22 protein-coding genes are annotated in these 21,855 nt (G+C 73.7%); 15 read left to right on the top strand and 7 right to left on the bottom strand.

The genetic code is table 11. The features are described from left to right. Positions 1-66 precede the first annotated feature (66 nt). From mycP to ACGFIA_RS12950, 3 genes are read left to right on the top strand one after another with little or no spacing between them, the layout of a single operon-like run. Complete coding sequence (gene mycP / locus ACGFIA_RS12960; protein ID WP_393260432.1) at positions 67-1,359, top strand: type VII secretion-associated serine protease mycosin; 1,293 nt, start codon at positions 67-69, stop codon at positions 1,357-1,359. Positions 1,360-1,399: 40 nt separating this feature from the next. Then, complete coding sequence (locus ACGFIA_RS12955) at positions 1,400-2,191, top strand: phosphatase PAP2 family protein (protein WP_357468786.1); 792 nt, start codon at positions 1,400-1,402, stop codon at positions 2,189-2,191. A gap of 30 nt (positions 2,192-2,221) precedes the next feature. Beyond that, positions 2,222-2,947, top strand: a complete 726-nt coding sequence (locus ACGFIA_RS12950; protein ID WP_357468783.1) for a phosphatase PAP2 family protein — start codon at positions 2,222-2,224, stop codon at positions 2,945-2,947. 15 nt (positions 2,948-2,962) lie between these two features. On the opposite strand, the gene ACGFIA_RS12945 is transcribed toward ACGFIA_RS12950, so the two are convergent. From ACGFIA_RS12945 to ACGFIA_RS12920, 6 genes are all read right to left on the bottom strand, one after another. Beyond that, positions 2,963-4,141, bottom strand: a complete 1,179-nt coding sequence (locus ACGFIA_RS12945) for a MarP family serine protease (RefSeq protein WP_357468780.1) — start codon at positions 4,139-4,141, stop codon at positions 2,963-2,965. Between the two features lie 76 nt (positions 4,142-4,217). Next, positions 4,218-4,910, bottom strand: coding sequence for a CoA pyrophosphatase (locus ACGFIA_RS12940; protein WP_357385435.1), 693 nt, complete (start codon positions 4,908-4,910; stop codon positions 4,218-4,220). Continuing rightward, positions 4,907-5,509, bottom strand: a complete 603-nt coding sequence (locus ACGFIA_RS12935) for a TlpA family protein disulfide reductase (protein WP_393259965.1) — start codon at positions 5,507-5,509, stop codon at positions 4,907-4,909. Before ACGFIA_RS12935 ends, ACGFIA_RS12940 begins: the two co-directional genes overlap by 4 nt. After that, positions 5,509-6,351, bottom strand: coding sequence for an endonuclease III (gene nth / locus ACGFIA_RS12930; protein WP_393260430.1), 843 nt, complete (start codon positions 6,349-6,351; stop codon positions 5,509-5,511). Before nth ends, ACGFIA_RS12935 begins: the two co-directional genes overlap by 1 nt. Beyond that, entirely contained in the window at positions 6,348-7,565 is a 1,218-nt protein-coding gene (locus tag ACGFIA_RS12925; RefSeq protein ID WP_357385429.1) for a CapA family protein, read from the bottom strand. The genes nth and ACGFIA_RS12925 overlap by 4 nt, the downstream gene beginning before the upstream one ends. A gap of 106 nt (positions 7,566-7,671) precedes the next feature. Then, positions 7,672-8,379 (bottom strand): adenosylcobinamide amidohydrolase, encoded by a 708-nt coding sequence (locus tag ACGFIA_RS12920; protein WP_357469060.1) that lies wholly within the window; start codon positions 8,377-8,379, stop codon positions 7,672-7,674. Positions 8,380-8,598: 219 nt separating this feature from the next. Here ACGFIA_RS12920 and ACGFIA_RS12915 point away from each other — a divergent pair, with 219 nt between their 5' ends. The 7 genes from ACGFIA_RS12915 (at position 8,599) to ACGFIA_RS12885 (ending at position 13,798) form a co-directional block, all read left to right on the top strand. Next, positions 8,599-9,276 carry a Crp/Fnr family transcriptional regulator gene (locus ACGFIA_RS12915; protein ID WP_007466162.1) on the top strand — a complete coding sequence of 226 codons (678 nt, stop codon included), beginning with the start codon at positions 8,599-8,601 and terminating at the stop codon, positions 9,274-9,276. A 114-nt stretch (positions 9,277-9,390) separates the two neighbouring features. Further along, on the top strand, positions 9,391-10,134 hold the full coding sequence (locus ACGFIA_RS12910) for a metallophosphoesterase family protein (protein ID WP_357468771.1): 744 nt from the start codon (positions 9,391-9,393) through the stop codon (positions 10,132-10,134). A gap of 75 nt (positions 10,135-10,209) precedes the next feature. Beyond that, a complete protein-coding gene (locus ACGFIA_RS12905; protein ID WP_357385424.1) occupies positions 10,210-10,671 on the top strand; it encodes a glycosyltransferase in 462 nt (153 codons plus the stop codon). Between the two features lie 2 nt (positions 10,672-10,673). After that, positions 10,674-11,168 (top strand): hypothetical protein, encoded by a 495-nt coding sequence (locus ACGFIA_RS12900; RefSeq protein ID WP_393259960.1) that lies wholly within the window; start codon positions 10,674-10,676, stop codon positions 11,166-11,168. Further along, positions 11,165-11,953, top strand: coding sequence for a class I SAM-dependent methyltransferase (locus ACGFIA_RS12895; RefSeq protein ID WP_393259957.1), 789 nt, complete (start codon positions 11,165-11,167; stop codon positions 11,951-11,953). The genes ACGFIA_RS12900 and ACGFIA_RS12895 overlap by 4 nt, the downstream gene beginning before the upstream one ends. Next, positions 11,950-13,023, top strand: a complete 1,074-nt coding sequence (locus ACGFIA_RS12890) for a radical SAM protein (protein WP_357468761.1) — start codon at positions 11,950-11,952, stop codon at positions 13,021-13,023. The genes ACGFIA_RS12895 and ACGFIA_RS12890 overlap by 4 nt, the downstream gene beginning before the upstream one ends. Positions 13,024-13,027: 4 nt before the next feature. Next, positions 13,028-13,798 carry a class I SAM-dependent methyltransferase gene (locus ACGFIA_RS12885; RefSeq protein ID WP_393259954.1) on the top strand — a complete coding sequence of 257 codons (771 nt, stop codon included), beginning with the start codon at positions 13,028-13,030 and terminating at the stop codon, positions 13,796-13,798. 14 nt (positions 13,799-13,812) lie between these two features. On the opposite strand, the gene ACGFIA_RS12880 is transcribed toward ACGFIA_RS12885, so the two are convergent. Next, the gene (locus ACGFIA_RS12880) at positions 13,813-15,852 is read right to left on the bottom strand and encodes an aminotransferase class I/II-fold pyridoxal phosphate-dependent enzyme (protein ID WP_357468755.1); all 2,040 of its coding nucleotides are present in this window, start codon (positions 15,850-15,852) and stop codon (positions 13,813-13,815) included. A gap of 139 nt (positions 15,853-15,991) precedes the next feature. Between ACGFIA_RS12880 and ACGFIA_RS12875 the strand changes: the two genes are divergently transcribed. The 5 genes from ACGFIA_RS12875 to ACGFIA_RS12855 are packed head-to-tail and all read left to right on the top strand — an operon-like array spanning position 15,992 to position 21,844. Beyond that, on the top strand, positions 15,992-16,603 hold the full coding sequence (locus ACGFIA_RS12875; protein WP_357385413.1) for a TetR/AcrR family transcriptional regulator: 612 nt from the start codon (positions 15,992-15,994) through the stop codon (positions 16,601-16,603). A gap of 33 nt (positions 16,604-16,636) precedes the next feature. Continuing rightward, positions 16,637-17,431 carry a TIGR03084 family metal-binding protein gene (locus ACGFIA_RS12870; RefSeq protein ID WP_393259950.1) on the top strand — a complete coding sequence of 265 codons (795 nt, stop codon included), beginning with the start codon at positions 16,637-16,639 and terminating at the stop codon, positions 17,429-17,431. Then, positions 17,428-19,104, top strand: coding sequence for an acyclic terpene utilization AtuA family protein (locus tag ACGFIA_RS12865; RefSeq protein ID WP_393259947.1), 1,677 nt, complete (start codon positions 17,428-17,430; stop codon positions 19,102-19,104). The genes ACGFIA_RS12870 and ACGFIA_RS12865 overlap by 4 nt, the downstream gene beginning before the upstream one ends. After that, on the top strand, positions 19,101-20,240 hold the full coding sequence (locus ACGFIA_RS12860; RefSeq protein ID WP_357385409.1) for an acyl-CoA dehydrogenase family protein: 1,140 nt from the start codon (positions 19,101-19,103) through the stop codon (positions 20,238-20,240). The genes ACGFIA_RS12865 and ACGFIA_RS12860 overlap by 4 nt, the downstream gene beginning before the upstream one ends. After that, a complete protein-coding gene (locus ACGFIA_RS12855) occupies positions 20,237-21,844 on the top strand; it encodes a carboxyl transferase domain-containing protein (protein ID WP_357385408.1) in 1,608 nt (535 codons plus the stop codon). The genes ACGFIA_RS12860 and ACGFIA_RS12855 overlap by 4 nt, the downstream gene beginning before the upstream one ends. Positions 21,845-21,855: the final 11 nt, after the last annotated feature.

Here is a 21,855-nt window from a genome sequence, read left to right as displayed (position 1 = left end):
ATCTCCGTGCAGCATGTGTCTGACGCGACCGAACGGCTGGGGAATGTGACAGGGGATCGGCAGGGACTGCCCGGTGGGCCGCCCCGGCGTCTCGCCGGACGCGCGCTCCTCGCCGCCGCGTCGGCACTGGTCACCGTGGCCGGTCCGCTGGCGCCGCCGGCACACGCCGCGCCCGCCGCCCCGGCCACTGTGGCGCGGCCCTGGGTGGCCCCCGGCGGCCTGCTGCGCACCGACCAGGTACGCGACGAGCAGTGGCAGTTGGAGGAGTTGCGGGCGACGACCGCGTGGCGCACCTCGACCGGGCGCGGCGTGGTGGTCGCGGTGATCGACTCCGGTGTGGACGGCTCCCACCCCGACCTGGTCGGTCAGGTGCTGCCCGGCCTGGATCTGGTGACGCCGGACGGCTCGGACGGCCCGGACCCGGTGGGGCACGGCACCACCGTCGCCGGGCTGATCGCCGGGCGGGCCGACGACGACCGGGGCGTGGTGGGGCTCGCGCCGGATGCCAAGATCCTCCCGGTCCGGGTCCTCGACGCCGAGAACCGCTACGACGACGCGCTGATCATCGCGAAGGCGGTGCGCTGGGCGGTCGACAACGGCGCCCGGGTGGTCAACCTGTCGCTCGGCGGCAGCATCGACAACCCGGCCCTGGCCGCGGCGCTCGACTACGCGTTCGCGCGGGACGTGGTGGTGGTGGCCTGCACCGGCAACCTGGCCACCTCGACGACCACCGAGGTCTGGTATCCGGCCCGGGAACCGGGTGTGCTCGCGGTCACCGGCCTGGAGCGGACCAGCGAGAACCTCTGGTCCGGCTCGATCACCGGGCACGAGACGGTGCTCAGCGCCCCGGCCACCGGGCTCTACGGCGCCCGGCCGGACGGCTACTGGCGGGTGCAGGGGACGAGCTTCGCCGCGCCGCTCGTCGCCGCGACCGCCGCCCTGGTCCGCGCCCGTTATCCGAAGATGTCGGCCGGCGACGTGGTCAACCGGCTGATCACCACAGCCCGGGACCTCGGGCCGACCGGCCGGGACGACCGGTTCGGCTACGGCCTTGTCGATCCGGTGGCCGCGCTGACCGGCGACGTGCCGGGGGTGGGCCACAACCCGCTGGACGACAACGCCTCCCCCGGCGTGGTGGGCTTCGGCCCGGCACCCGGCGAGGGGCGGGACACCCGGGCCGCGGCGGCGGGCCGGGGTGGCGATCCGGTCGGGCGTACGGCGGAGGGCTGGACCGCCCGGCCGGCGGGGCAGACGGAGGTCTGGGCCCCGGAGCGGCTCTGGACCGGCCTGGCCCTGTTCGTCGCGCTCGTCACCGGCACCGCGTTGATGGTGCGGCGGTTCCGGCAGACCCGCCGCTGAACCAGTCTGACCCTGCCCTCAGGTGGGTAGGGGAAGCCCCATGGAGACCACCGGGGCGCCGGTCACGCACCGGTCGTGGCGCGATCGCCGCCTCGACCGCGAGCACTCTCTCGGCCTGCGGCTCACAGTGGCCGCTGTCGCGGCGTTCCTGGTGCTGGTGCCGTTCGCCCTGATCGCGCTGCTGGTGCTCGGCGCCTGGCCGCCCCTGCTGCGGCTGGACGCCTCGATCACCGACGCGTTCCACGGGTACGCGCAGGACCATCCCGTCTGGGTCGACGTGATGACGGTCTGGACGCACGTCTTCGGACCCGGCCCGCTGCGGGTCGCCGCCGTCGCGGTGGTGGTCTGGCTGGTCCGGCGCGGCGCGCCCCGGCTCGCGGTGTGGGTGGTCGTCACCATGGTCACCGGCGGGCTGCTCGGCGCGCTGCTCAAGCTGCTCGTCGGCCGGGACCGGCCGGATCTGCTCGAACCGGTGGCGCGGGCCGCCGGTTACTCGTTCCCGTCCGGGCACGCGCTCAACGCCACGCTGGCCGCCGGCGTGCTGCTGCTGGTGTTCCTGCCGTTCGCACGGGACAGCCGCCGGGGCCGGGTCGCGTTGTGGACGGCCGCCGTGCTGGTCACGGTGGTGACCGGGATCAGCCGGATCGCGCTGGGCGTGCACTGGACCAGCGACGTGGTGGGTGGCTGGGTGCTCGGGGCCGCCGTGGTGGCCGCGACATCGGCCGGCTTCGCCACCTGGCGCAGCGGCACCGGGCGGCGGTCCGCGCGTCCGCTGCGTGAGGGGGTCGAGCCGGAGCTGGCCGACCAGGGGCCGGAGGGCGGGCGGGCGTAGCCGGACCCGCGCCGGGGTACAGGCGATGCCATGTCCGATGTCGTGATCCGAGTCACCCGGCGTGTCCTGCTGCCGCTGGTCCTGCTCTTCGCGCTGATGGTGGGCCTGGGCCTGCTGGTGACCCGGGTGCTGGCCCACACGTGGCCGTTCACAGTGGAGGACACGGTCAACCGTGAGCTGGCCGGCGACCGGACGCCGGGCTGGAACGACGTCTCGCTGGTGTTCAGCACGCTCGCCAGCACCCAGATGATCGTCGTGGTGACGGTGCTGGCGGCCCTGGTGCTGCGGCTGGTGCTGCACCGCTGGCGGGAACCGTTGTTCCTGTGCGCGGCGGTGACCGCACAGGCGCTGATCTTCCTGTTCACCACGATGGTCATCGACCGGAACCGTCCGGCCGTGGCACACATGGACGCCTCCCCGCCCACGTCCAGCTTCCCGTCCGGGCACACGTCGGCGGCCACCGCGCTCTACGTCGGTCTGGCGCTGCTGCTGGCGCTGCGGGCACGCAGCACCCCGGCCAAGGCCACCTGGTGGACGCTGCTGGTGCTGGTGCCGATCGGCGTGGCGCTCACCCGGATGTACCGGGGCATGCACCACCCCAGCGACGTGGTCGCCTCGTTCCTCAACGGCGGCGCCTGCGTGGCGATCATGGCGCGGGCGGTCCTCGACCGCACGCTCACCTGGGGCCGCGCCCATCTGCCGCTGTCCCGCTCCGGTGACGAGGCGACACCGGCGGGAGCACCGGTGGGCGGCTGAGCGCCGCCGGCCAGCTCAGGTGCAGTCGCCGGTGGCGACTCCCCGGGTACGCTCCGCGCCCGCCAGCGCCACCGGTCGCGCCTCGGCCGCGGTCACCGCGAAGCCGGTGTTCGGGTCGTCCGCCGCCGCCGCGAAGATCACGCCGAGCACCAGACCGTTCGAGGAGACCAGCGGGCCGCCGGAGTTGCCGCTGCGCACCAGCGCCCGGATCGTGTAGATCTCCCGGTTGACGTCACCGGCCGAGTAGATGTCCGGTCCGGTGATCCGGTCGACGTCCCGGATCCGGGCCGGGCGGGCGTCGTACGGGCCGTCGAGCGGGAAGCCGAGCACGATCGCGTCCGCGCCGGTGGCGGCCGGCCCGGCGGCGAACCGCAGCGACGGTCCGGGCAGCCCCGGCACGTAGAGCACGGCGAGGTCCCGGTCCGGGTCGTAGACGACGACCTCGCCGTCGTACCGCTCGCCGCGCAACTCCACCGCCACCGAGCGGGTGCCGGCCACCACGTGCGCGTTTGTCATCACCCGGTCGTCGGCGTACACGAAGCCGGAGCCCTCGATGCGGCGCGAGCAGCTCGGCGCGGAGCCGAGCACCTTGACCACCGACCGCCTGCTGTTCTGCACGACCTGGGAGTTGGCCAGCGCCGGGTCGGGCGGTGCGACCTGCCGGGCCGGGGTCCTGCCCAGACCGTTGAACACGTCGGGGAAGCCGTTCGTGTCGACGGTGTCCCGCAGGGCGGTGGACAGGTCCTGGGCGCGGTCGGGCAGCACCCGGTCCACCACGGTGAGCAGTGCGCTGTTCTTGACCGAGGCGGCCAGCCAGGGCACCGACGAGGAACCCAGCGGCACCGCCACCAGCCACGCCACCAGCATGACCGCGACGACCGAGATGAACGCGCCGCCGACGTCGTCGATCTTCCGGCCGGTCCGCCCGGTGATGGCGGCCCGCAGGTTGGAGCCGAGCCAGCCGGCCAGCGCCTGCCCCAGCACGGCGAGCCCGAAGATCGCCACCAGGGAGATCAGCACGCGGGTGCCGCTGGCCTCGAACTGCTGGGCGATCAGCGGCCCGACCTGGAGGCCGAGCAGCGCACCCAGGAAGAAGCCGGAGAACGACAGGGCCCCGATGACGAAACCCTGACGGTATCCGCTGATCGCGAACACGAGCATGAGCAGAAGAAGGACGAGATCCACGGCGGACACGCCCCAAGGGTACGGGCACCCTGCCCGCGGTCGGCTCAGCGCTCGCGGAACGTGACCCGGGGATGCGTACGGGTGATCAGCGCACCGGGCTCTCGTCGGCCGTCTCGGTGCCGGCCGAGGGAGCGGGCGTGGCGTCGACCGGCGGCAGATCCACCACCCGGGAGTGCGGCCAGGGCCGGGACCAGCCGCCCATCTCCAGCAGTCGGTCGATCACGCCCGCGGTGAAGCCCCAGACGAGCATCCCGCGCACCGAGAAGGCCGGGCCGATCCAGCCGCTCGGGTGGCGTACCCGCATGCGGTTGTCCGGGTCGACCAGCTCGGTCACCGGCAGCCGGGCCACGTGTGCGACCTCGGCCGGCTCACGCGGATGCACCGGGTGCGGGTCGTGCCACCAGGCGAGCACCGGGGTGACCACGAAGTCGCTGACCGGGATCCAGAGCCGGGGCAGCTCGGCCAGCACCGTGACGCTGCCCGGGTCGAGGCCGACCTCCTCGTTGGCCTCGCGCAACGCGGTGGCGCGGAGGTCGGCGTCCTCCGGGTCGGCCGCGCCGCCGGGGAACGCCGGCTGCCCGGCGTGGTTGCGCAGCGTCGCGGCGCGCTGGAGGACCAGCACGTCCGGCCCGGCGCCGGGCTCCTCGCCGAGCAGCACCAGCACGGCACTCTCCCGGCCGCCGCTCTCCGGCGTGACGATGCGGGTGAAGTCCTCCGCCCGCGCGGTGCCGAGCCGGCCCAGCAACGGGTCGAACCATCCCGGCGGGCGTCGGGTCATACCCGCACCCCGAGGTGGCGTTCGAGCAGAGCGGCGAGGCGGGCGTCGTCGAGCGCGCCGGTCGCGTCGGTGTGCCGGATCCGCCCGTCGGCGTCGACCAGCACGGTCAGCGGGAACGCGTTGCGTTCCAGCGCGCGCTGGAACGCGTCGCCCTGGTCGAGCAGCATCGGGAAGTCGACGCCGTAGTCCTCGCCGATGGACTGCGCACCACCGCGGCTGTCCCGGCTGTTCACGCCGATCACCTGGAACCGGCCGTCGGCCCGCTCGCTGAGCCGCTGGAAGGCGGGCAGCTCCTTGCGGCAGGGCGGGCACCAGGACGCCCACACGTTGATCACGGCCGGGCCCTTGACGTCGCGCAGATTCACAGGTGTGCCGCCGGTGAAGCAGTTGAGCGTCAGGTCGGGCAGCTGCTCCCCGGCCTTCCCGGCGGGCGCCGGGGACGCGGCGGCGGGCGCGACGGTCAGCGGGGTGCAGTCGGCGAACGGCGAGGGCCGCTGGGCCCGGGTGGCGGGCGCCGGGCGTTCCGGCTGCTCGGCCGTGGCGGTGCAGCCCGCCGCCGCCAGCAGCAGCGGGACGAGCAGGTACGCGAGCCGGCGCATCACGGCACGTCCGCCGCGGCGGCCTGCTGCGGCACCAGGTCGGGGTCGAGGCCGACGGCGACCGCCAGGTCACGGGCCCGGGGGCCCTTCAGCAGCTTGGCCGCGGCGGCCGGCTCGGTCGGCCCGGTGCCGTACGCGGGGCACAGCTTCGCCAGCGTGCACGCGCCGCAGGCGGGCTTGCGGGCGTGGCAGACGCGGCGGCCGTGGAAGATCACCCGGTGCGACAGCATCGTCCAGTCGCGCTTCGGGTAGAGCGCGCCGATCGCGTGCTCGATCTTCACCGGGTCGGTCTCGGTGGTGAGCTGCCACCGCTGCACCAGCCGCTGGAAGTGGGTGTCGACGGTGATGCCGGGGACGCCGAAGGCGTTGCCGAGGATGACGTTCGCGGTCTTGCGGCCGATCCCGGGCAGGGTCACCAGGTCGTCGAGCCGGCCGGGCACCCCGCCGTCGTACCGCTCGCAGAGCGCCCGCCCGAGGTTGATCAGGGAGCTGGTCTTGTTGCGGTAGAACCCGGTGGGCCGGATCAGCTCCTCCAGCTCGGCGCGGTCCGCCGCGGCGTAGTCGGCGGCGGTGCGGTAGCGGGCGAACAGCTTCGGCGTGACCTCGTTGACCTTCTTGTCGGTGCACTGGGCGGACAGGATCGTCGCGACGGCGAGCTCCAGCGCGTTGGAGTGGTCGAGCTCACAGTGCGCGTCGGGGTGCGTCTCGGTCAGCACCCGGCCGATGCGCCGGGCACGGCGCGTACGGCCGAGGTCGGTCTCGGGGGAGCGCGTGGTCACGTCGGCCAGCCTACGTCGCGGGGCCGACGCTCCGGCGGCTCGGCGCGGCCGGCGTGCGCTCAGCCACCCGCCGGTGCGGTGATCTTGCCGGTTCCGTCGAGCTTCGCGCCGGTGTCCGGGAAGTCGGTCCGGTTCAGCTCGCGGACCAGCCCGAGGCCGCGGTTCTGCCGGTCGACCGACGGACGGCCCACGCCGTTCATCACGGTGGAGGTGAACGTGCCGCCGACGAACTTCCCCTCGGCGGTGAGCGACACCTTGAGCACCCCGCCCCAGCCGAGCCGGCCCGAGCTGTTCAGCGACTTCCCGCCGCCGGCGAAGTTGCCCAGGCTGTACGCGATCAGCCGCCCCTTGTAGAACTCCATCCCGCGCAGCACGTGCGGGCCGTGCCCGATGACCAGGTCGGCGCCCGCGTCGATGACGGTCCGGGAGAAGCGGATCGGGTCGCCGCGGTTCTCGCCGAAGAACATCTCGGTACCCGGCTTCACCCGGGTCTTGTCCGCGCCCTCGGCGCCCATGTGCACCTGCACCACGACGATCTGGGCCGACTCCTTCGCCATCTCGATCACCTGCTTGGCGGCGTCGAGGTCGACCAGGCTGTTCGACCAGGGGTACGACGAGAAGCCCACCACGGCGACCTTGACGCCCTTGACGTCCACCACGGTGATCTCGCCCGGGGCGCCGGTGTGCTTGAGCCCGTGCGCCTCAAGCGCCGACTGGGTGTTCTCGTAGCCCTGCCGGCCGTAGTCGTAGCCGTGGTTGTTGGCCTGGTTGAGCAGCTGGAACCCGGCCGAGCGCAGGTGCGCGGCATAGCCGGGCGGCGCGCGGAACTGGTAGCAGTTCTTCGGCTCCGGGCCGCACTTGCCGGCGCCGGTGTCGTCGGTGAGCGGCTCCTCCAGGTTGCCCATCACCAGGTCGCCCTTGAGCGCCGACTTCACGTCGTCGAAGAAGCCCTTGCCGCCGTTGGGCGGCAGCCGGTCCGGCGCGTTCCCCATGATCACGTCACCGGTCGCGGTGAGCGAGATCGACGGCTCGTTCGCGCCGTCCGGCGCCGCCGGCTGGTCGCCGGTCGCGGGCCCGGCCGAGCCGGTCGACCCGCCGCCCTGGCCCGCCTGCCACCTGGGATCGCCGGACCCGCCGGCCTCACCGCCGCAGCCGGCGACGAAGAGGACGGCGACGAGCGCGGCGAACGCGGCGAGGCGCCGGCCGAGCACCGCGCGACGCGGCCCGGGAGCGGCGGCGGGCGTCCCGGCGACGGCGGCACGGAGGGTACGGGGCACAGAACGGGCGGGAGCGTACATCGTCGGCGACGCTACCGTCCCCGGAACGCCGCGACGAGGGCCGATCGGTCGGAAAACCCGGCGTGTCGAATACGCCGAGCCCACGTCAGCCCGCCCGCCGGTCGGACCACGGCACCACGGTCCCGGTGCCACCGGAGCGCACGGCGGCGTGCACGGCCCGGGCCAGCGGCGCGCCCCAGGCCGAGCGAGGGCCGCCGTAAGCCGCCGGATCGCCCTCGGCCGGGCAGAGCACAGTCACCGCGTCGGTGGGGGTGCCGGTGGCCGGCAGTCCCAGTTCCCAGATCGCCTGCGCCTTCGCCTCCGTGGCGGTGGCCACGGCGTTCACCAGTGCGGCCTCGCTCAGCCGCACCGGCACGTACGCGACGATGTTGACGGTACCGACGTGCTGCGCGGGCCGGACCGGGCCGGATGCGGCGTGCGGGGCCGGGCCGGATGCGGCGTGGGCCGGCTCGGGCGCGGCGGCCCACACCGGCGTGCCCAGGCCCACAGTCGCCCAGACCCGGACGCCGCCGTCGGTGCGGCGCACCATCTCGGTCACGTCCACGCCGGTCAGCAGCCCCACACCGGGGCCGTCCAGGCCGAGGCCGTCCGCCAGGTCGGCCAGGTGGGCGGCGGGGTCGTCCCGGTCGTACGACATCGGCACCGTCGCGTTGAGCACCCACCCGCGGACGCCGATCCCCCCGCCCAGCGGCGCGGAGCCGACCGCCAGCAGCGGCCTCTCGGCCCGCCACACCAGCAGCGGGATGTCCCACCCGGTTTCGGACCGGCTGGTCAGGAACGGCTCACACAGCACGCCGGTCACCCTACGATCACAGGTGGGAACGGGTGGCGCCGGGCCGGGCCGAGTGCGGGATCTTAGCTGCTCACCAGGTCCGGTGGGTTACGCCCAACGATCAAGATTCCAGGGGTGCACCTCTGATTCCTACTCATGTGCGCCTAGACTGGCGGCGCGCGAGGGATCAGCGGACGGCGGACCCGGCCGACGGACGGCACGCGCAGGCGGAGGTGCGCGATGGACGAGGTACTGGCCCGCAGCGGGATCTTCCAGGGTGTCGACCCGGAGGCTGCCGAGGCGCTCGCCAAGGAGATGGAGACGATCGAGGTCCGCAAGGGCGAAATCGTCTTCAACGAGGGCGAACCCGGCGACAGTCTCTACATCCTCCTGTCCGGCAAGATCAAGGTTGGTCGCCGCGCGGCGGACGGCCGGCAGAACCTGATCGCCGTGATGGGCCCGTCGGACATGGTCGGCGAGCTGTCGCTGTTCGACCCCGGTCCGCGTACGGCGACGGCCACGGCGGTCACCGACACCCGCCTGGTCCGGCTGCGCAAGCAGGCCCTGCGGCCGTGGCTGAACAACCGGCCCGAGATCGCCGAGCAGCTGCTGCGGGTGCTGGCCCGCCGGCTGCGCCGCACGAACGACTCGCTCGCCGACCTGATCTTCACCGACGTGCCCGGGCGGGTCGCCAAGAACCTGCTCCAGATGGCCGGCCGGTTCGGCACCCGCGACGGCGGCGTGCTGCGCGTGACGCACGACCTCACCCAGGAGGAGATCGCCCAGCTCGTCGGTGCCTCCCGGGAGACCGTCAACAAGGCGCTGGCCGACTTCGCCTCGCGCGGCTGGCTGCGGCTGGACGGCAAGAGCATCATCATCCTCGACCCGGAGCGCCTGGCCCGCCGCGCGCGGGTCTGACCTCCGTACCGGCTTCCCGGCCCGGCCCGCCTCCGCGTGGAGCCGGGCCGCTGCCGTCTCTGCCCGCCGCAGAATCGTTTGGCCCTCCCGGACCGGTGACGCCAGGCTGGGACGATGCCTGATCGCGTCGCCGTCCTCTCCGACATCCACGGTGTGCTGCCCGCCCTGGACGCCGTCCTGGCCGAGCCGGACGTGGCCGCCGCCGAGCTGATCGTCCTCACCGGCGACCTGGCGGCCGGTCCGCAGCCGGTCGAGGTGCTGGACCGGTTGGCTGCGCTCGGTGACCGGGCGTGCTGGGTCGGCGGGAACGCCGACCGCGAGCTGGTGCAGGCGCGGGCCGGCCGGCCGGCCCCCGTCGCCGTGTCGAACTGGGCCGCCGGGCAGCTGCGCGACGACCAGGTGGCCCGGCTGGCCGCGCTGCCGCCGTCCGTCACGGTGCCGGTCACCGGGCTGGGCGAGGTGCTGTTCTGCCACGCGACCCCGCGTGACGACGAGGAGGTAGTGCTCGTCGACTCCCGGCTCGACCGCTGGGCAGAGGTCTTCGCCGGCCTGCCGGCCGAGGTCGGCACGGTGGTCTGCGGGCACACGCACATGCCGTTCACCCGGCTGGTCGACCGCCGCCTGGTGGTCAACCCGGGCAGCGTCGGCATGCCGTACGGGGGCGCCGGCGCCTGGTGGGCGCTGCTCGGCCCGGGCGTGCAGTTACGCCGGACCCGCTTCGACGTGGACGCCGCGTGCGCCGCCGTCGCCGCGGGTTCGGCGTTCCCGGACGCCGAGGCCTGGGCCGACGAGTACGTCCGCTCCCGCCACTCCGACGCCGACGCCCTGGCCGTCTTCGCACCGCGCGACGGCCGCTGACCCGGGTCCCCCGGGATCGACCGTCCTGTCTGGACCGGGACATCGCGATCCGCGACGCTGGGATAGCGTGAGGTGATGGACCGGCGGTATCGGATCCTCCTCGTCTCCAGCAGCGGCGGGGTCCTGCTCGATCTGCTCGCGCTCCGCCCGTGGTGGGAGCGGCACGACCCGGTGTGGGTGGCGGTCCGCGCCCCCGACACCGAGGTGGCGCTGGCCGGGCAACGGGTGCACTGGCAGCCCGAGCTGTCGACGCGCACCCGGTGGCAGGTGCTGCCGGCGGCCTGGCGGGCCCTGCGGCTGCTGCGCCGGGAGCGACCCGACGTGGTGGTCTCGGCCGGCACCGGCGTGGCCGTCGGCGTCTTCCTCGCCGCCCGCCTGCTCAGGGTGCCGTCGCTGTGGCTGGAGACGTTCAACATGACCGGGCCCGCCGGGGCCGCCGCGCGGCTCTGCTCCCGCCTCGCCGCCGCAGTGCTGGTGCAGCGACCCGCCCTGCTGGCGTCCCGGCCCCGCGCGGTCCTCATCGGGGAGCTCTACTAGTCATGGCCCGCCTCCTGGTCACCGTCGGCATGGGCCCGTGGCCGTTCGACCGCCTGATCGAGGCCGTCGCACCGCTCTGTGCCGCGCACGAGGTGTTCGTCCAGACCGGCACGTCGGCGGTGACCCCGCCGTGCCCGCACGCCCCGTTCCTGCCCCTGGACGACCTGCGGAGTCGGCTGGCCGCCGCCGACGTGGTGATCACCCACGCCGGGAACACGGTGCGGCTGGTCCAGCGGCTCGGCCGGGTGCCGGTCGCGGTGGCCCGGGAGGCGGCACGGGGCGAGATGGGCAACGACCACCAGGTCGACTACCTGCGCGCGGAGGAACGCTCGGGCCGGGTGGTGGCGGTGTGGGACGTGGCCGAGCTGCCGGCCGTGGTGGCCGAGCATCCGCAACGGCAACAGCTGCTGCTCGCGGAACGCCCGTTGCCCGGCCCGGTCGACGGCGAACGCCTGGCCGCCACTCTGGACGCGCTCTGCGCCCGGCTGGTCCGATGAGCCGGGCCGACGAGGCGACGCACCGGGCGGGTGTACGGCCCTTCGCCACCCACCCGCTACGCCGGTACGCGTTCGCCTGGGACGCGCTGTCCGGCCGCACCGGCCGGCACCTCGATCTGGGCTGCGGCACCGGAGACTTCCTCGCCGTGCTGCACGAACACGGCACCGTGACCTGCGAGGGCGCCGACCCGCACCCGGGCTACCTCGCCGAGCTGGCGGCCCGCCATCCGGATCTGCCGCTGCACCGGCTCGGGGTCGGCGAGCCGCTGCCGTTCGCCGACCGCCACTTCGACTCGGTGAGCCTGCTCGACGTGCTGGAACACGTGCCCGACGAGACCGCGCTGCTGACCGAGACGCACCGGGTGCTCGCCCCCGACGGGCTGCTGGTGCTCACCGTTCCCCGGCGGCACGTCTTCACCTTCCTCGATCCCGACAACGCCAAGTTCGACTTCCCCCGGCTGCACCGCCGGATCTACTCGTGGCGGTTCGGGTCGCAGGTGTGGCACAGCCGGTTCGCCGACCTCTCCGACAACCTGCGCGGCGACATGTCGGTCGGCCGGGACCGGCACACCAACTACCGCACCGAAGACCTGCTCGGCCTGCTGCGCGCGACCGGTTTCACCCCGACCACTGTGACCGGCGCCAACCTGTTCTGGCGGTGGTTGCAGATCCCGGCGCTGCTCACCGGCGGCCCGGTGCGCCGCCTGCTGGAGCGCGGCATCCACCTCGACGGCCGGCTGTTCCGCTCGGCCAACCTCTTCGTCATCGCCCGGAGACTGCCGTGACCGTCGCCGACACCGCCCGCCTCGCCTGGTTCTTCGGCCGGCTCGCCGTCAAGGAACGGTTCGCGCCCCGGCTGCACGTACGGCCACTGGTCGCCGAGCTGTTCCTCACCGACAACTGCAACCTGCGCTGCACGAGCTGCGGCTGCTGGACCACGAACACCAAGGGTGAACTCTCCACCGACGAGTGGCGCGACGTCCTGCGTCAGCTCGTCGCGCTGCGCATCCACAAGGTCAACTTCACCGGCGGCGAGCCGCTGATCCGGCCGGACGCGCTGACCCTGATGGCGTACGCCCGCGAGGTGGGGGTACGCCACCTGCATCTGAACACCAACGGCATCCGTCTCACCCCGCCCGTGCTGGACGAGGTGCTCGCCGCGGGCGTACGCAGCTTCAACGTCTCCGTCGACGGCCCGACGGCACTTGTGCACGACCGGATCCGCGGGCGGCTCGGCGCGTTCGAGACGACGACCCGGCACCTGCGGAACCTGATCGCCGCCCGGGACCGGCTCGGTCTGAAGGTACGGATGAACTTCACCGTCATGCGGGACAACGTGGACAGCCTGCCCGGCATCGCGGCGCTGGCCCAGGAGCTGGGCGTGACGCTCTATCTCAACCTCGTCACCGACCGGACGTTCCTGTTCCGCACCGACGCGGTCACCGACCAGACCGACGTGGCGGGCGACCGGCTCGACGCGGCGCTGGCCGAGCTGGAGGCGATGGCCCGGGCCGACCGGCGGTGGTTGCCGCGTTACTCGGAGCTGCGTTACCTGCGTGGGCACTTCGACGACCTCGTCCAGCGCGACCTGCCGTGCGCCGAGTCGCAGCTCAAGTTGATGGTGCACTCCCGGGGGGAGATCGGCGGCTGCTGGGCCCACGATCCGACCGCCTCGGTCCGGCAGCGCCCGATCGCCGAGATCGTCGACGGTCCGGAATACCGTGCCGAGCACGCGCGGCTGTTCCGCAAGGAGTGTGTCGGCTGCGGCAGCAACTACAGCCTCAACCTGCGCTGGCGGCCGGGCACCTATCTGGCCGACCGGCAGTGGCTGCGGGGGCGGCGCAGTCTTGCCTGAGCCGATGCGCCCGAGCCAGCCGCTGTACGACGCGCTGGCGTCCGGCTACGAGGAGCACTTCGCGGTGCCGCACCGGCGTGCCTACGACGACCTGGCGTGGGAGCGGGTGCTCGCGTTGGTGCCGCCGGGCGCCCCGGTGGTGGACGCCGGTTGCGGCGTGGGCCGGTGGGCGCGGCGGCTGCTCGACCTCGGCCATCCGGTGACCGGCGTCGAACAGGCGCCGGGGATGGTGGCCGAGCTGCGCCGCCGGCCGCCCGGTTCCGGCTTCACACTGGTCGAGGGCTCGATGACGGAGGTGACGCTGCCGGCTACGGCCGGCGCGGTGCTGGCGATGGGTTCCCTGCAGTACACAGCCGATCCCGAGCGGGCGGTCCGGCACCTGGCCGGGTGGTTGCGTCCGGGCGGGGTACTGGCCGTGCTCGTCGACTCGCTGGTGGGCCTGGTCCTGGAGCTGGTCGGTGCGGGCCGGGACGACGAGGCGGTGGACCGGCTGGCCCGCCGGCGGGGTGTCTGGCGTGCCGAGGGGCACGCCGCCGACCTGCACCTGCTGGACCGGGCCCGGTTGGAGGCCGCGTTCCGCGCCGCCGGCCTGGTCGAGATCCGCAGCGCCGGGCTGCTGGTCAGCGCCGCCGCGCTGGGGCGGGCCGGGCTGGCCGGACGGCTGGACGCCGACCGGGACGCGCTGTTGGAGCTGGAGCGACGGCTGGGCGACGACCCGGTCCTCGCCGACGCCGGCAAGCAGCTCCTGGTGACCGGCCGCCGCGCGCCGGGGTGACCGCCCGTCCCGGTTCAGTCCAGGCAGCGGCGGAGCGCGGCGACGACCCGTTCCGCCTGTTCCACTGTGAGTTCCGAGGACATCGGCAGGGCCAGCGCCTCGGCGTCCAGCCGTTCGGTCACCGGTAGGCGCTCACCGCCGCCGAGTGGGCCACTGTGGATTGCCGCGAAGTAGGGCTTGGTCCGCACGCCGAGTGCGGCCAGCCGCGTCGCCACGCGGTCGCGCCGGGCGAAGCGACCAACCCAGTGCACCCAGCAGTGCCGGTCCCCGGGGCGCACCCGCTGGACCTCCACCGGCAGGGCGGACGCCGCGGCGGCGTAGACCTCGGCCACCTCGCTCCGGCACCGGACCAGCGTGTCCAGCTCCGCGAGCTGGTCGACCGCGACGACGGCGTGCAGCTCGTTCATCAGCTCGGAGCGGGTCCAGCCGGCCGGTGCGGCGAGGACCGCCTCGGCGGCGTCGGTGGGCAGCACCAGCGCACCGCCGGCGCCGCCGGCCGACACCACCTTGGCGAAGCTCATCGAGTACGAGTGCGACAACGCCTGCTGTGCCACCGGCCGCCCCTGGTGCAGGCTGCCGAGGGCGGCGGCGGAGTCGGCCAGCAGGGCCACCCCGGCGGGGTCGCAGACCGCCCGCAGGGCCGGGTAGTCGCACGGGTTGCCGAAGGTGTCGACGCAGAGCACCAGTCGTACGCCGCCCCGCTCGATCGCGGCGGCGACGGCTACCGGGTCGATCGTCCAGGTCGCGGCGTCCACGTCGACGAAGCGCAGTCTGTAGCCGAGTTGGACCAGGATCTCCGCGGTCGCGGGGAAGGTGTAGGACGGCAGCACCGCCACGTCGCCGGGGCGGGCCGGGCCGACGGTGGCGGCCACCATGATCCGCAGGGCGGCGGTCCCCGAGGCGGTGACCAGCACCCGATGGTCGTCGTCGAGTTGCAGCTCCTTGCCGAGGCGTTCGGTCAGCTCGCGCGTCCACCGGTTGCCGTGCTTGACCTCCCCGCTGACGAGCGCCTCCTGCTGGCGGGCGACGACCGTCTCGGGGTGTGCCGGCGGGGGTGGTACGACGACCGGCAGCGGCGGCCGGAACAGGGGTGCCCGGTCGTCGTCGACCTCGGCCACCAGCGTCGCCAGGGCCGGGTGGAGCGGCTCGACCCGGTGGCCGGCGGCGGTCAGCTTGTCGGTGACCACCAGGCCGGAGCTGTCCGGCGCCGGGCGCGGCATGGTCAGCAGCGGCGCCGACGAGCCGCACAGGTCCCGGATCCAGGTGGCGAGGTCGGTCAGCGGCACCGGTTCCCCGCCCACGTTCCATACGCCGGGGTCGATCCCGCGCAGGAGAAGCCGGGCGAGGGTGTCGGCGGGCAGGAAGCTGCGTACGGTGTCCGCGGTGACCGGCAGCGGCAGTCCCTGGCGGGCCCGGCGGACCAGCCGGGTGGCCACCCGGTGCTGGCCCGGGCCGAAGACGTTCGCGAGCCGGAGCACGGTCAGCCGGTCGGGCGGGATCGCGTCCGCGACGAGTCGTTCCTGCGCGAGCTTCGCCATCGCGTACGTCCACCGCCGGGTGGGGTCGGCGTCGGCCATCGCCCGGGCCAGTGGGGCGGCCCGCCACGGCGGGCAGGGTTCCCGGGCGAGGTCGCGCACGCGGGCGCACCAGCTGTCGAGTTCCCCGGCGGACCACGGCAGGTCGGGCGTGGTGTCCTCGGTGAGCGGGCCGGACGCGGCGCCGTAGACCTCGACGGAGGAGGTGAGCACCACCTGGCGTCCGGCCAGGCGGGGCAGGAGCCGGGCGGTGCTGACCGCGTTGTCCAGCGGCAGAGTCCAGGGGTGGCGGGGCCGGGGGTGGCTCGCGCCGAGCAGCACCACGACGATGCCGGGCGGCAGCTCGGGTGGTTCGGCGGTGAGCAGGTCCGCCCTGATCCAGTCGAGGCCGGCGGCGGTGTTCGCCTCGGCGGGTGGGTGACGGTCCACGGTGGTGACTCGCGCGCCGGCGGCCAGCAGCACCTCGGCGGTAGCCGTGCCCAGGAAACCCGCCCCTCCGACGAGCACAAATTCATTCATGTTGTGCCTCCCCGTGATCCAGCACGATATCGCGGATGACGGCCGCGCGGAGGTGTCGGATAGCGGTCCGGGTTCGACGTCGGGGACGACCAAAAAAGTCAGGCTTGACTGTTTGTTTTGGGCGGGGCAGGCTGTCTGCGTGTCGAGCCGAGTTCCACAGCAGGAGCGCAGCCGGGCCACCCAGGCCCGGTTGCTGGAGGCGACCGTCGAGTGCCTGGTGGAGCACGGCTGGTCCGGCACCACGACGACTGTGGTGGCGGCCCACGCCGGCGTCTCCCGGGGCGCCCAGTTGCACCACTACCCCACCAAGGCCGCGCTGGTGACCGCCGCCGTCACGCACCTGACCGAGCGCCGGGCGGCCGAGCTGCGCGCCGAGGCGGCGGTCCTGCCGTCCGGGCCGCAGCGCCTCGACGGAGTGGTGGACCTGCTCGCCGCCTCGTTCACCGGCCCGCTGTTCGCGGCAGCGCTGGAGCTGTGGGTGGCCGCCCGCACCGACGCCGAGCTGCGCGCCGCGCTGGTGCCGCTGGAGGCGCGGATCGGCCGCGAGATGTACCGGCTCACCGTCGAGCTGCTCGGCGTGGACGAGCGCCAGCCGGGGGTGCGCGAGTCGGTGCAGGCCACCCTCGACCTGCTTCGCGGCCTCGGCGTGGCCAACCTGCTCAGCGACGACTCGCCCCGCCGTTCCGCCCTGCTGAGCACCTGGAAACGCCAGCTCGCCGCGCTGCTCACCCCCGAGAGCCGGCGGCACTGATCACCTGACGCCCCACCCCCGCCCGGAGGCACAATGGTCGACCTGACAGCCCTGCTCGCGGACCTGGCCGCCGAGTCCGAACAACTCGACGCGCTCGTCGCGGACCTGCCGCCGGAGGGATGGGAGCGGCCGACACCGGCCCCGGGCTGGACCGTCGCGCACCAGATCGCGCACCTGGCCTGGACCGACCACGTCGCCTACCTGGCGGCCACCGACGAGTCGGCGTTCTTCGCCTCGGTTATGGCCGCGCCGGACCCGTCGCGTCTGGTCGAGGACGGCGCCGAGTCCTTCCTCGCACCGGCGCCCGCGCTGCTGGCCCGCTGGCGTGCCGGCCGGTCGGCGCTCGCCGGGGCGCTCGCCGCCGTCCCGGCCGGGCAGAAGATCCCCTGGTACGGCACCAGCATGTCGCCCACCTCGATGGCGACCGCCCGGCTGATGGAGACGTGGGCGCACGGCGAGGACGTCGCCGACGCGCTGGGTGTCACCCGTACCCCGACCGGGCGCCTGCGCCACATCGCGCACCTCGGTTTCCGTACCCTCGGGCACGGCTTCGCAGCCCACGGCCGCGAGGTGCCCACGGCGCCGGTGCGGGTCGAGCTGACCGCGCCCACGGGCGGCGACGTGTGGGAGTTCGGTCCGGCCGACGCGGCCGACCGGGTGACCGGCCCGGTGCTCGACTTCTGCCTGCTCGTCACCCAGCGCCGGCACCGCGCCGACCTGGCCCTGACTGCCACCGGGCCGGTGGCCGACGAGTGGCTGGACGTGGCCCAGGCGTTCGCCGGCCCGCCCGGCGACAAGCGCGAGCCGGCGGACGGGGTTGCCTCATGAGCGTGCTGAGGATCGGGAACGCGTCGGGCTTCTACGGCGACCGCTTCACCGCCTGGCGGGAGATGATCGACGGCGGCGAGCTGGACGTGCTGACCGGTGACTACCTGGCCGAGCTGACCATGCTCATCCTCGGCCGCGACCGGATGCGTGACCCGTCGCTGGGCTACGCGAAGACGTTCCTGCGCCAGCTGGAGGGCGTGCTCGGCACCGCGCTGGAACGCGGCGTCACGCTCGTCACGAACGCGGGCGGCCTCAACCCGGCGGGGCTGGCCGACGCGATCAAGTCGCTCGGCGACCGGCTCGGCCTCCAGGTCCGGGTCGGGTACGTCGAGGGCGACGCGATCCAGCGGCCGGACGCGCTGACCGCCAACGCCTACCTGGGCGCGTTCGGGATCGCGGCCTGCCTCGACGCGGGCGCGGACGTGGTGGTCACTGGGCGGGTCACCGACGCCTCGCTGGCTGTCGGCCCGGCGATCGCCCGCTTCGGCTGGACCCGCGACGACCTGGACGCGCTGGCCGGCGCCACGGTGGCCGGGCACCTGATCGAGTGCGGGGCGCAGGTCACCGGCGGCAACTTCAGCTTCTTCACCGAGTTGCCGGACGGCGGGCACCGGCCCGGCTTCCCGATCGCCGAGCTGCACCCGGACGGCTCGTCGGTGCTCACCAAGCACGCCGGCACCGGCGGCGCGGTCACCGTCGAGACGGTCACCGCCCAGCTGTTGTACGAGGTGGGCGGGCCGGACTACCTCGGGCCGGACGTGGTGACCCGGCTGGACACGGTACGGCTGGAGCAGGAGGGCCCGGACCGGGTACGCGTCTCCGGGGTACGCGGCACGCCGCCGCCGGACACGCTCAAGGTGGGCGTCAACAACCTCGGCGGCTTCCGCAACTCGATGACGTTCGTGCTGTGCGGGCTGGACATCCCGGCCAAGGCGGCGCTGGTCCGGGGCCAGATCGAGGAGTCGGTCGGCACGGAGGGGCTGGAGTTCACGCTGGCCCGCACCGACCACCCGGACACCGGCGACACGGAGGCGGCGAGCGCGCTGCTGCACGTACACATGCGTGACGGCGACAAGTCGCGGGCCGGGCGGGCGTTCTCGGCGGCGGCGGTGGAGCTGGCGCTGGCCTCCTACCCGGGCTGCACGCTCACCACGCTGCCCGGCGACGCGACGCCGTACGGCGTGTTCACCGCCGACACGATCGCGCAGGACGCGGTCGAGCACGTGGCGGTGCTGCCCTCCGGCGAGCGGGTGCCGATCGCGCCGCCTACGGTGACGAGCGGTTTGCAGGGGGCCCCTATACAACACGAGGCGTTAACAGGGGGCCCTTCCTTGCACGGCACCCGGCGGGGGGCGCTGGGTGAGCTGGTCGGCGCGCGGTCGGGCGACAAGGGCGGCGACGCCAACCTGGGCGTCTGGGCGCGTACCGATGCGACCTGGCCCTGGCTGCGCGACTGGCTGAGTGTGGAACGGCTGGCCGAGCTGCTGCCGGAGACCGCCGCGCTCACCGTCGAGCGGTACGAGCTGGCGAACCTGCGCGCTGTCAACTTCGTGATCCGAGGCCTGCTCGGGCAGGGCGTGGCCGCCTCCACCCGGTTCGACCCCCAGGCCAAGGCCCTCGGGGAGCTGCTGCGCTCCCGGGTGGTCGACCTACCGACGGAGGCACCCGCATGACCATCGTTGACACGCCGGAACGCCGGCAGCTGCGCGAGCTGACCCGCTCGTTCGTCACCCGTGAGGTGCTGCCGCACCTGTCCGACTGGGAGCGGGCCGGCGAGCTGCCCCGGTCGCTGCACGAGACCGCCGCGAAGATCGGCCTGCTCGGCATCGGCTTCCCGGAGTCCGTCGGCGGCAGCGGCGGCGACCTGCTCGACTCGATGGTGGTCACCGAGGAGATCATCCGCTCGGGTGGGTCGTCCGGGCTGGTCGCCGCGTTGTTCACGCACGGGATCGCGCTGCCGCACATGGTCGAGACCCAGGACGAAGGGCTGATCGACAGGTACGTCCGGCCGGCGCTGGCCGGGACGATGATCGGCGCGCTGGCGATCACCGAACCGGACGGCGGCTCGGACGTGGCGGGCATCCGCACCTGCGCGGTCCGCGACGGCGACCACTACGTCGTCAACGGGTCCAAGACGTACATCACCAGCGGGGTCCGCGCCGACTTCGTCACCACTGCTGTCTGCACCGACTTCCCCGGCTCGGGCTCGGTCAGCCTGCTGGTGATCGACAAGGGCACGCCCGGCTTCACGGTGGGCCGGCGGCTGGAGAAGCTGGGCTGGCACTGCTCCGACACCGCTGAGCTGTCCTTCGTCGACGTCCGGGTCCCGGTGACGAACCGGGTCGGCCCGGAGGACACCGGTTTCCTCGCCATCATGCAGCAGTTCGCCAACGAGCGGATCTCGCTCGCCACCCAGGCGTACGCGACCGCGCAGCGCTGCGTGGACCTGACGGTGCGGTGGTGCCGGGACCGCCAGACGTTCGGCCGGCCGCTCGTCGGGCGGCAGGTCGTCCGGCACAGGCTGGCCGAGATGCACTCCCGCACCGAGGCGGCGCGGGCGTACGTGCACGAGGTCGCCGAGCGGGTCGCCGCCGGGCAGCCGGTGGTGACCGAGGTCGCGGTCGCGAAGAACGTGGCGGTGTCCGCGTGCGACTTCGTCGTCGACGCGGCGCTGCAACTGCACGGCGGTTTCGGTTACATGCGTGACGCCGAGGTGGAGCGGCACTACCGCGACGCCCGGCTGCTCGGCATCGGCGGTGGCGCCACCGAGATCATGAACGAGATCATCGCGAAGGGCATGGGCCTGTGAGCACGACAGTTCTGCAGAGCACGATCGACCCGTCCGCGCCCGCCTTCACCGCCAACCGGGAGGCGCTGCTGGAACGCCTCGCCGAACTGGAGGAGGCACTCGACCAGGCCCGGGGCGGTGGCGGCGAGAAGTACGTGACCCGCCATCACGGTCGCGGCAAGCTGCTGCCCCGGGAGCGCATCGAGCTGCTGCTCGACCCGGACAGCCCGTTCCTGGAGCTGTCGTCGGTGGCCGCGTTCGGCACCGACTTCCCGGTCGGCGCCAGCACCGTGACCGGCATCGGCGTGGTCGAGGGCGTCGAGTGCCTCATCGTGGCGAACGACCCGACGGTACGCGGCGGCGCGATCAACCCGTGGTCGCTGGCGAAGACCCGGCGGGCGGGTGAGATCGCGGCGGCCAACCGGCTGCCGATGGTGAACCTGGTCGAGTCGGCCGGCGCGGACCTGCCCACCCAGGCGGAGATCTTCATTCCCGGCGGCCGGGTGTTCCGTGACCTGACCCGGCTGTCGGCGCAGCGGATCCCGACAGTGAGCGTGGTCTTCGGCAACGCCACCGCCGGCGGCGCGTACGTGCCGGGCATGTCGGACTTCACCATCATGATCCGCGACCGCTCGCAGGTCTACCTGGCCGGACCGCCGCTGGTGAAGATGGCCACCGGCGAGGTCACCGACGACGAGTCGCTCGGCGGCGCGGCGATGCACGCCACCACGTCCGGCCTGGCCGACTTTCTCGCCGAGGACGAGCGCGACGGCATCCGGCTGGCCCGGCAGTGCGTCCGCCGGCTCAACTGGCGTAAGCAGGGCCCGGCGCCGCGCAACCCGGATCCGTTGCCGCCCCGGTACGACCCGGAGGAGCTGCTCGGCATCGCCAGCGCCGACCTGAAGGTGCCGTTCGACCCGCGCGACGTGCTGGCCCGGGTGCTCGACGACAGCGCGTTCGACGAGTTCAAGCCCGGCTACGGCACCGCGCTCGTCACCGGCTGGGGTGAGCTGCACGGCTACCCGGTCGGTGTGCTGGCGAACGCCCGGGGCGTGCTGTTCAGCCAGGAGGCGCAGAAGGCGGCCCAGTTCATCCAGCTCGCCAACGCGGCGGACACGCCGCTGATCTTCCTCCAGAACACCACCGGCTACATGGTCGGCACCGAGTACGAGCAGCGCGGCATCATCAAGCACGGCGCCATGATGATCAACGCGGTGTCGAACTCGAAGGTGCCGCACCTGACCGTCAACCTGGGCGCCTCCTACGGCGCCGGCAACTACGGCATGTGCGGCCGGGCGTACGAGCCGCGGTTCCTCTTCACCTGGCCGAACGCGAAGTCGGCGGTGATGGGCCCGGCGCAGCTCGCCGGTGTGCTGTCCATCGTGGCCCGGCAGGCGGCCGCCGCCCGGGGACGCGAGTACGACGAGGACACCGACGCCGCCATGCGGATGATGGTCGAGCAGCAGATTGAGTCGCAGTCCGGGGCGCTGTTCCTGTCCGGGCGGCTCTACGACGACGGCGTGATCGACCCCCGGGACACCCGTACCGTCCTCGGGTTGTGCCTGTCGGCGATCCACAACGGACCGGTGAAGGGCGCCGACGGTTTCGGCGTCTTCCGGATGTAGGGGGCGTACCC

Origin of the sequence: Micromonospora sp. NPDC049203 (genome assembly GCF_043197215.1) — a bacterium.
Lineage (GTDB): Bacteria > Actinomycetota > Actinomycetes > Mycobacteriales > Micromonosporaceae > Micromonospora.
The sequence above is the reverse complement of the archived record's forward strand: the minus strand, read 5'-3'. Positions and strand labels throughout refer to the sequence as shown.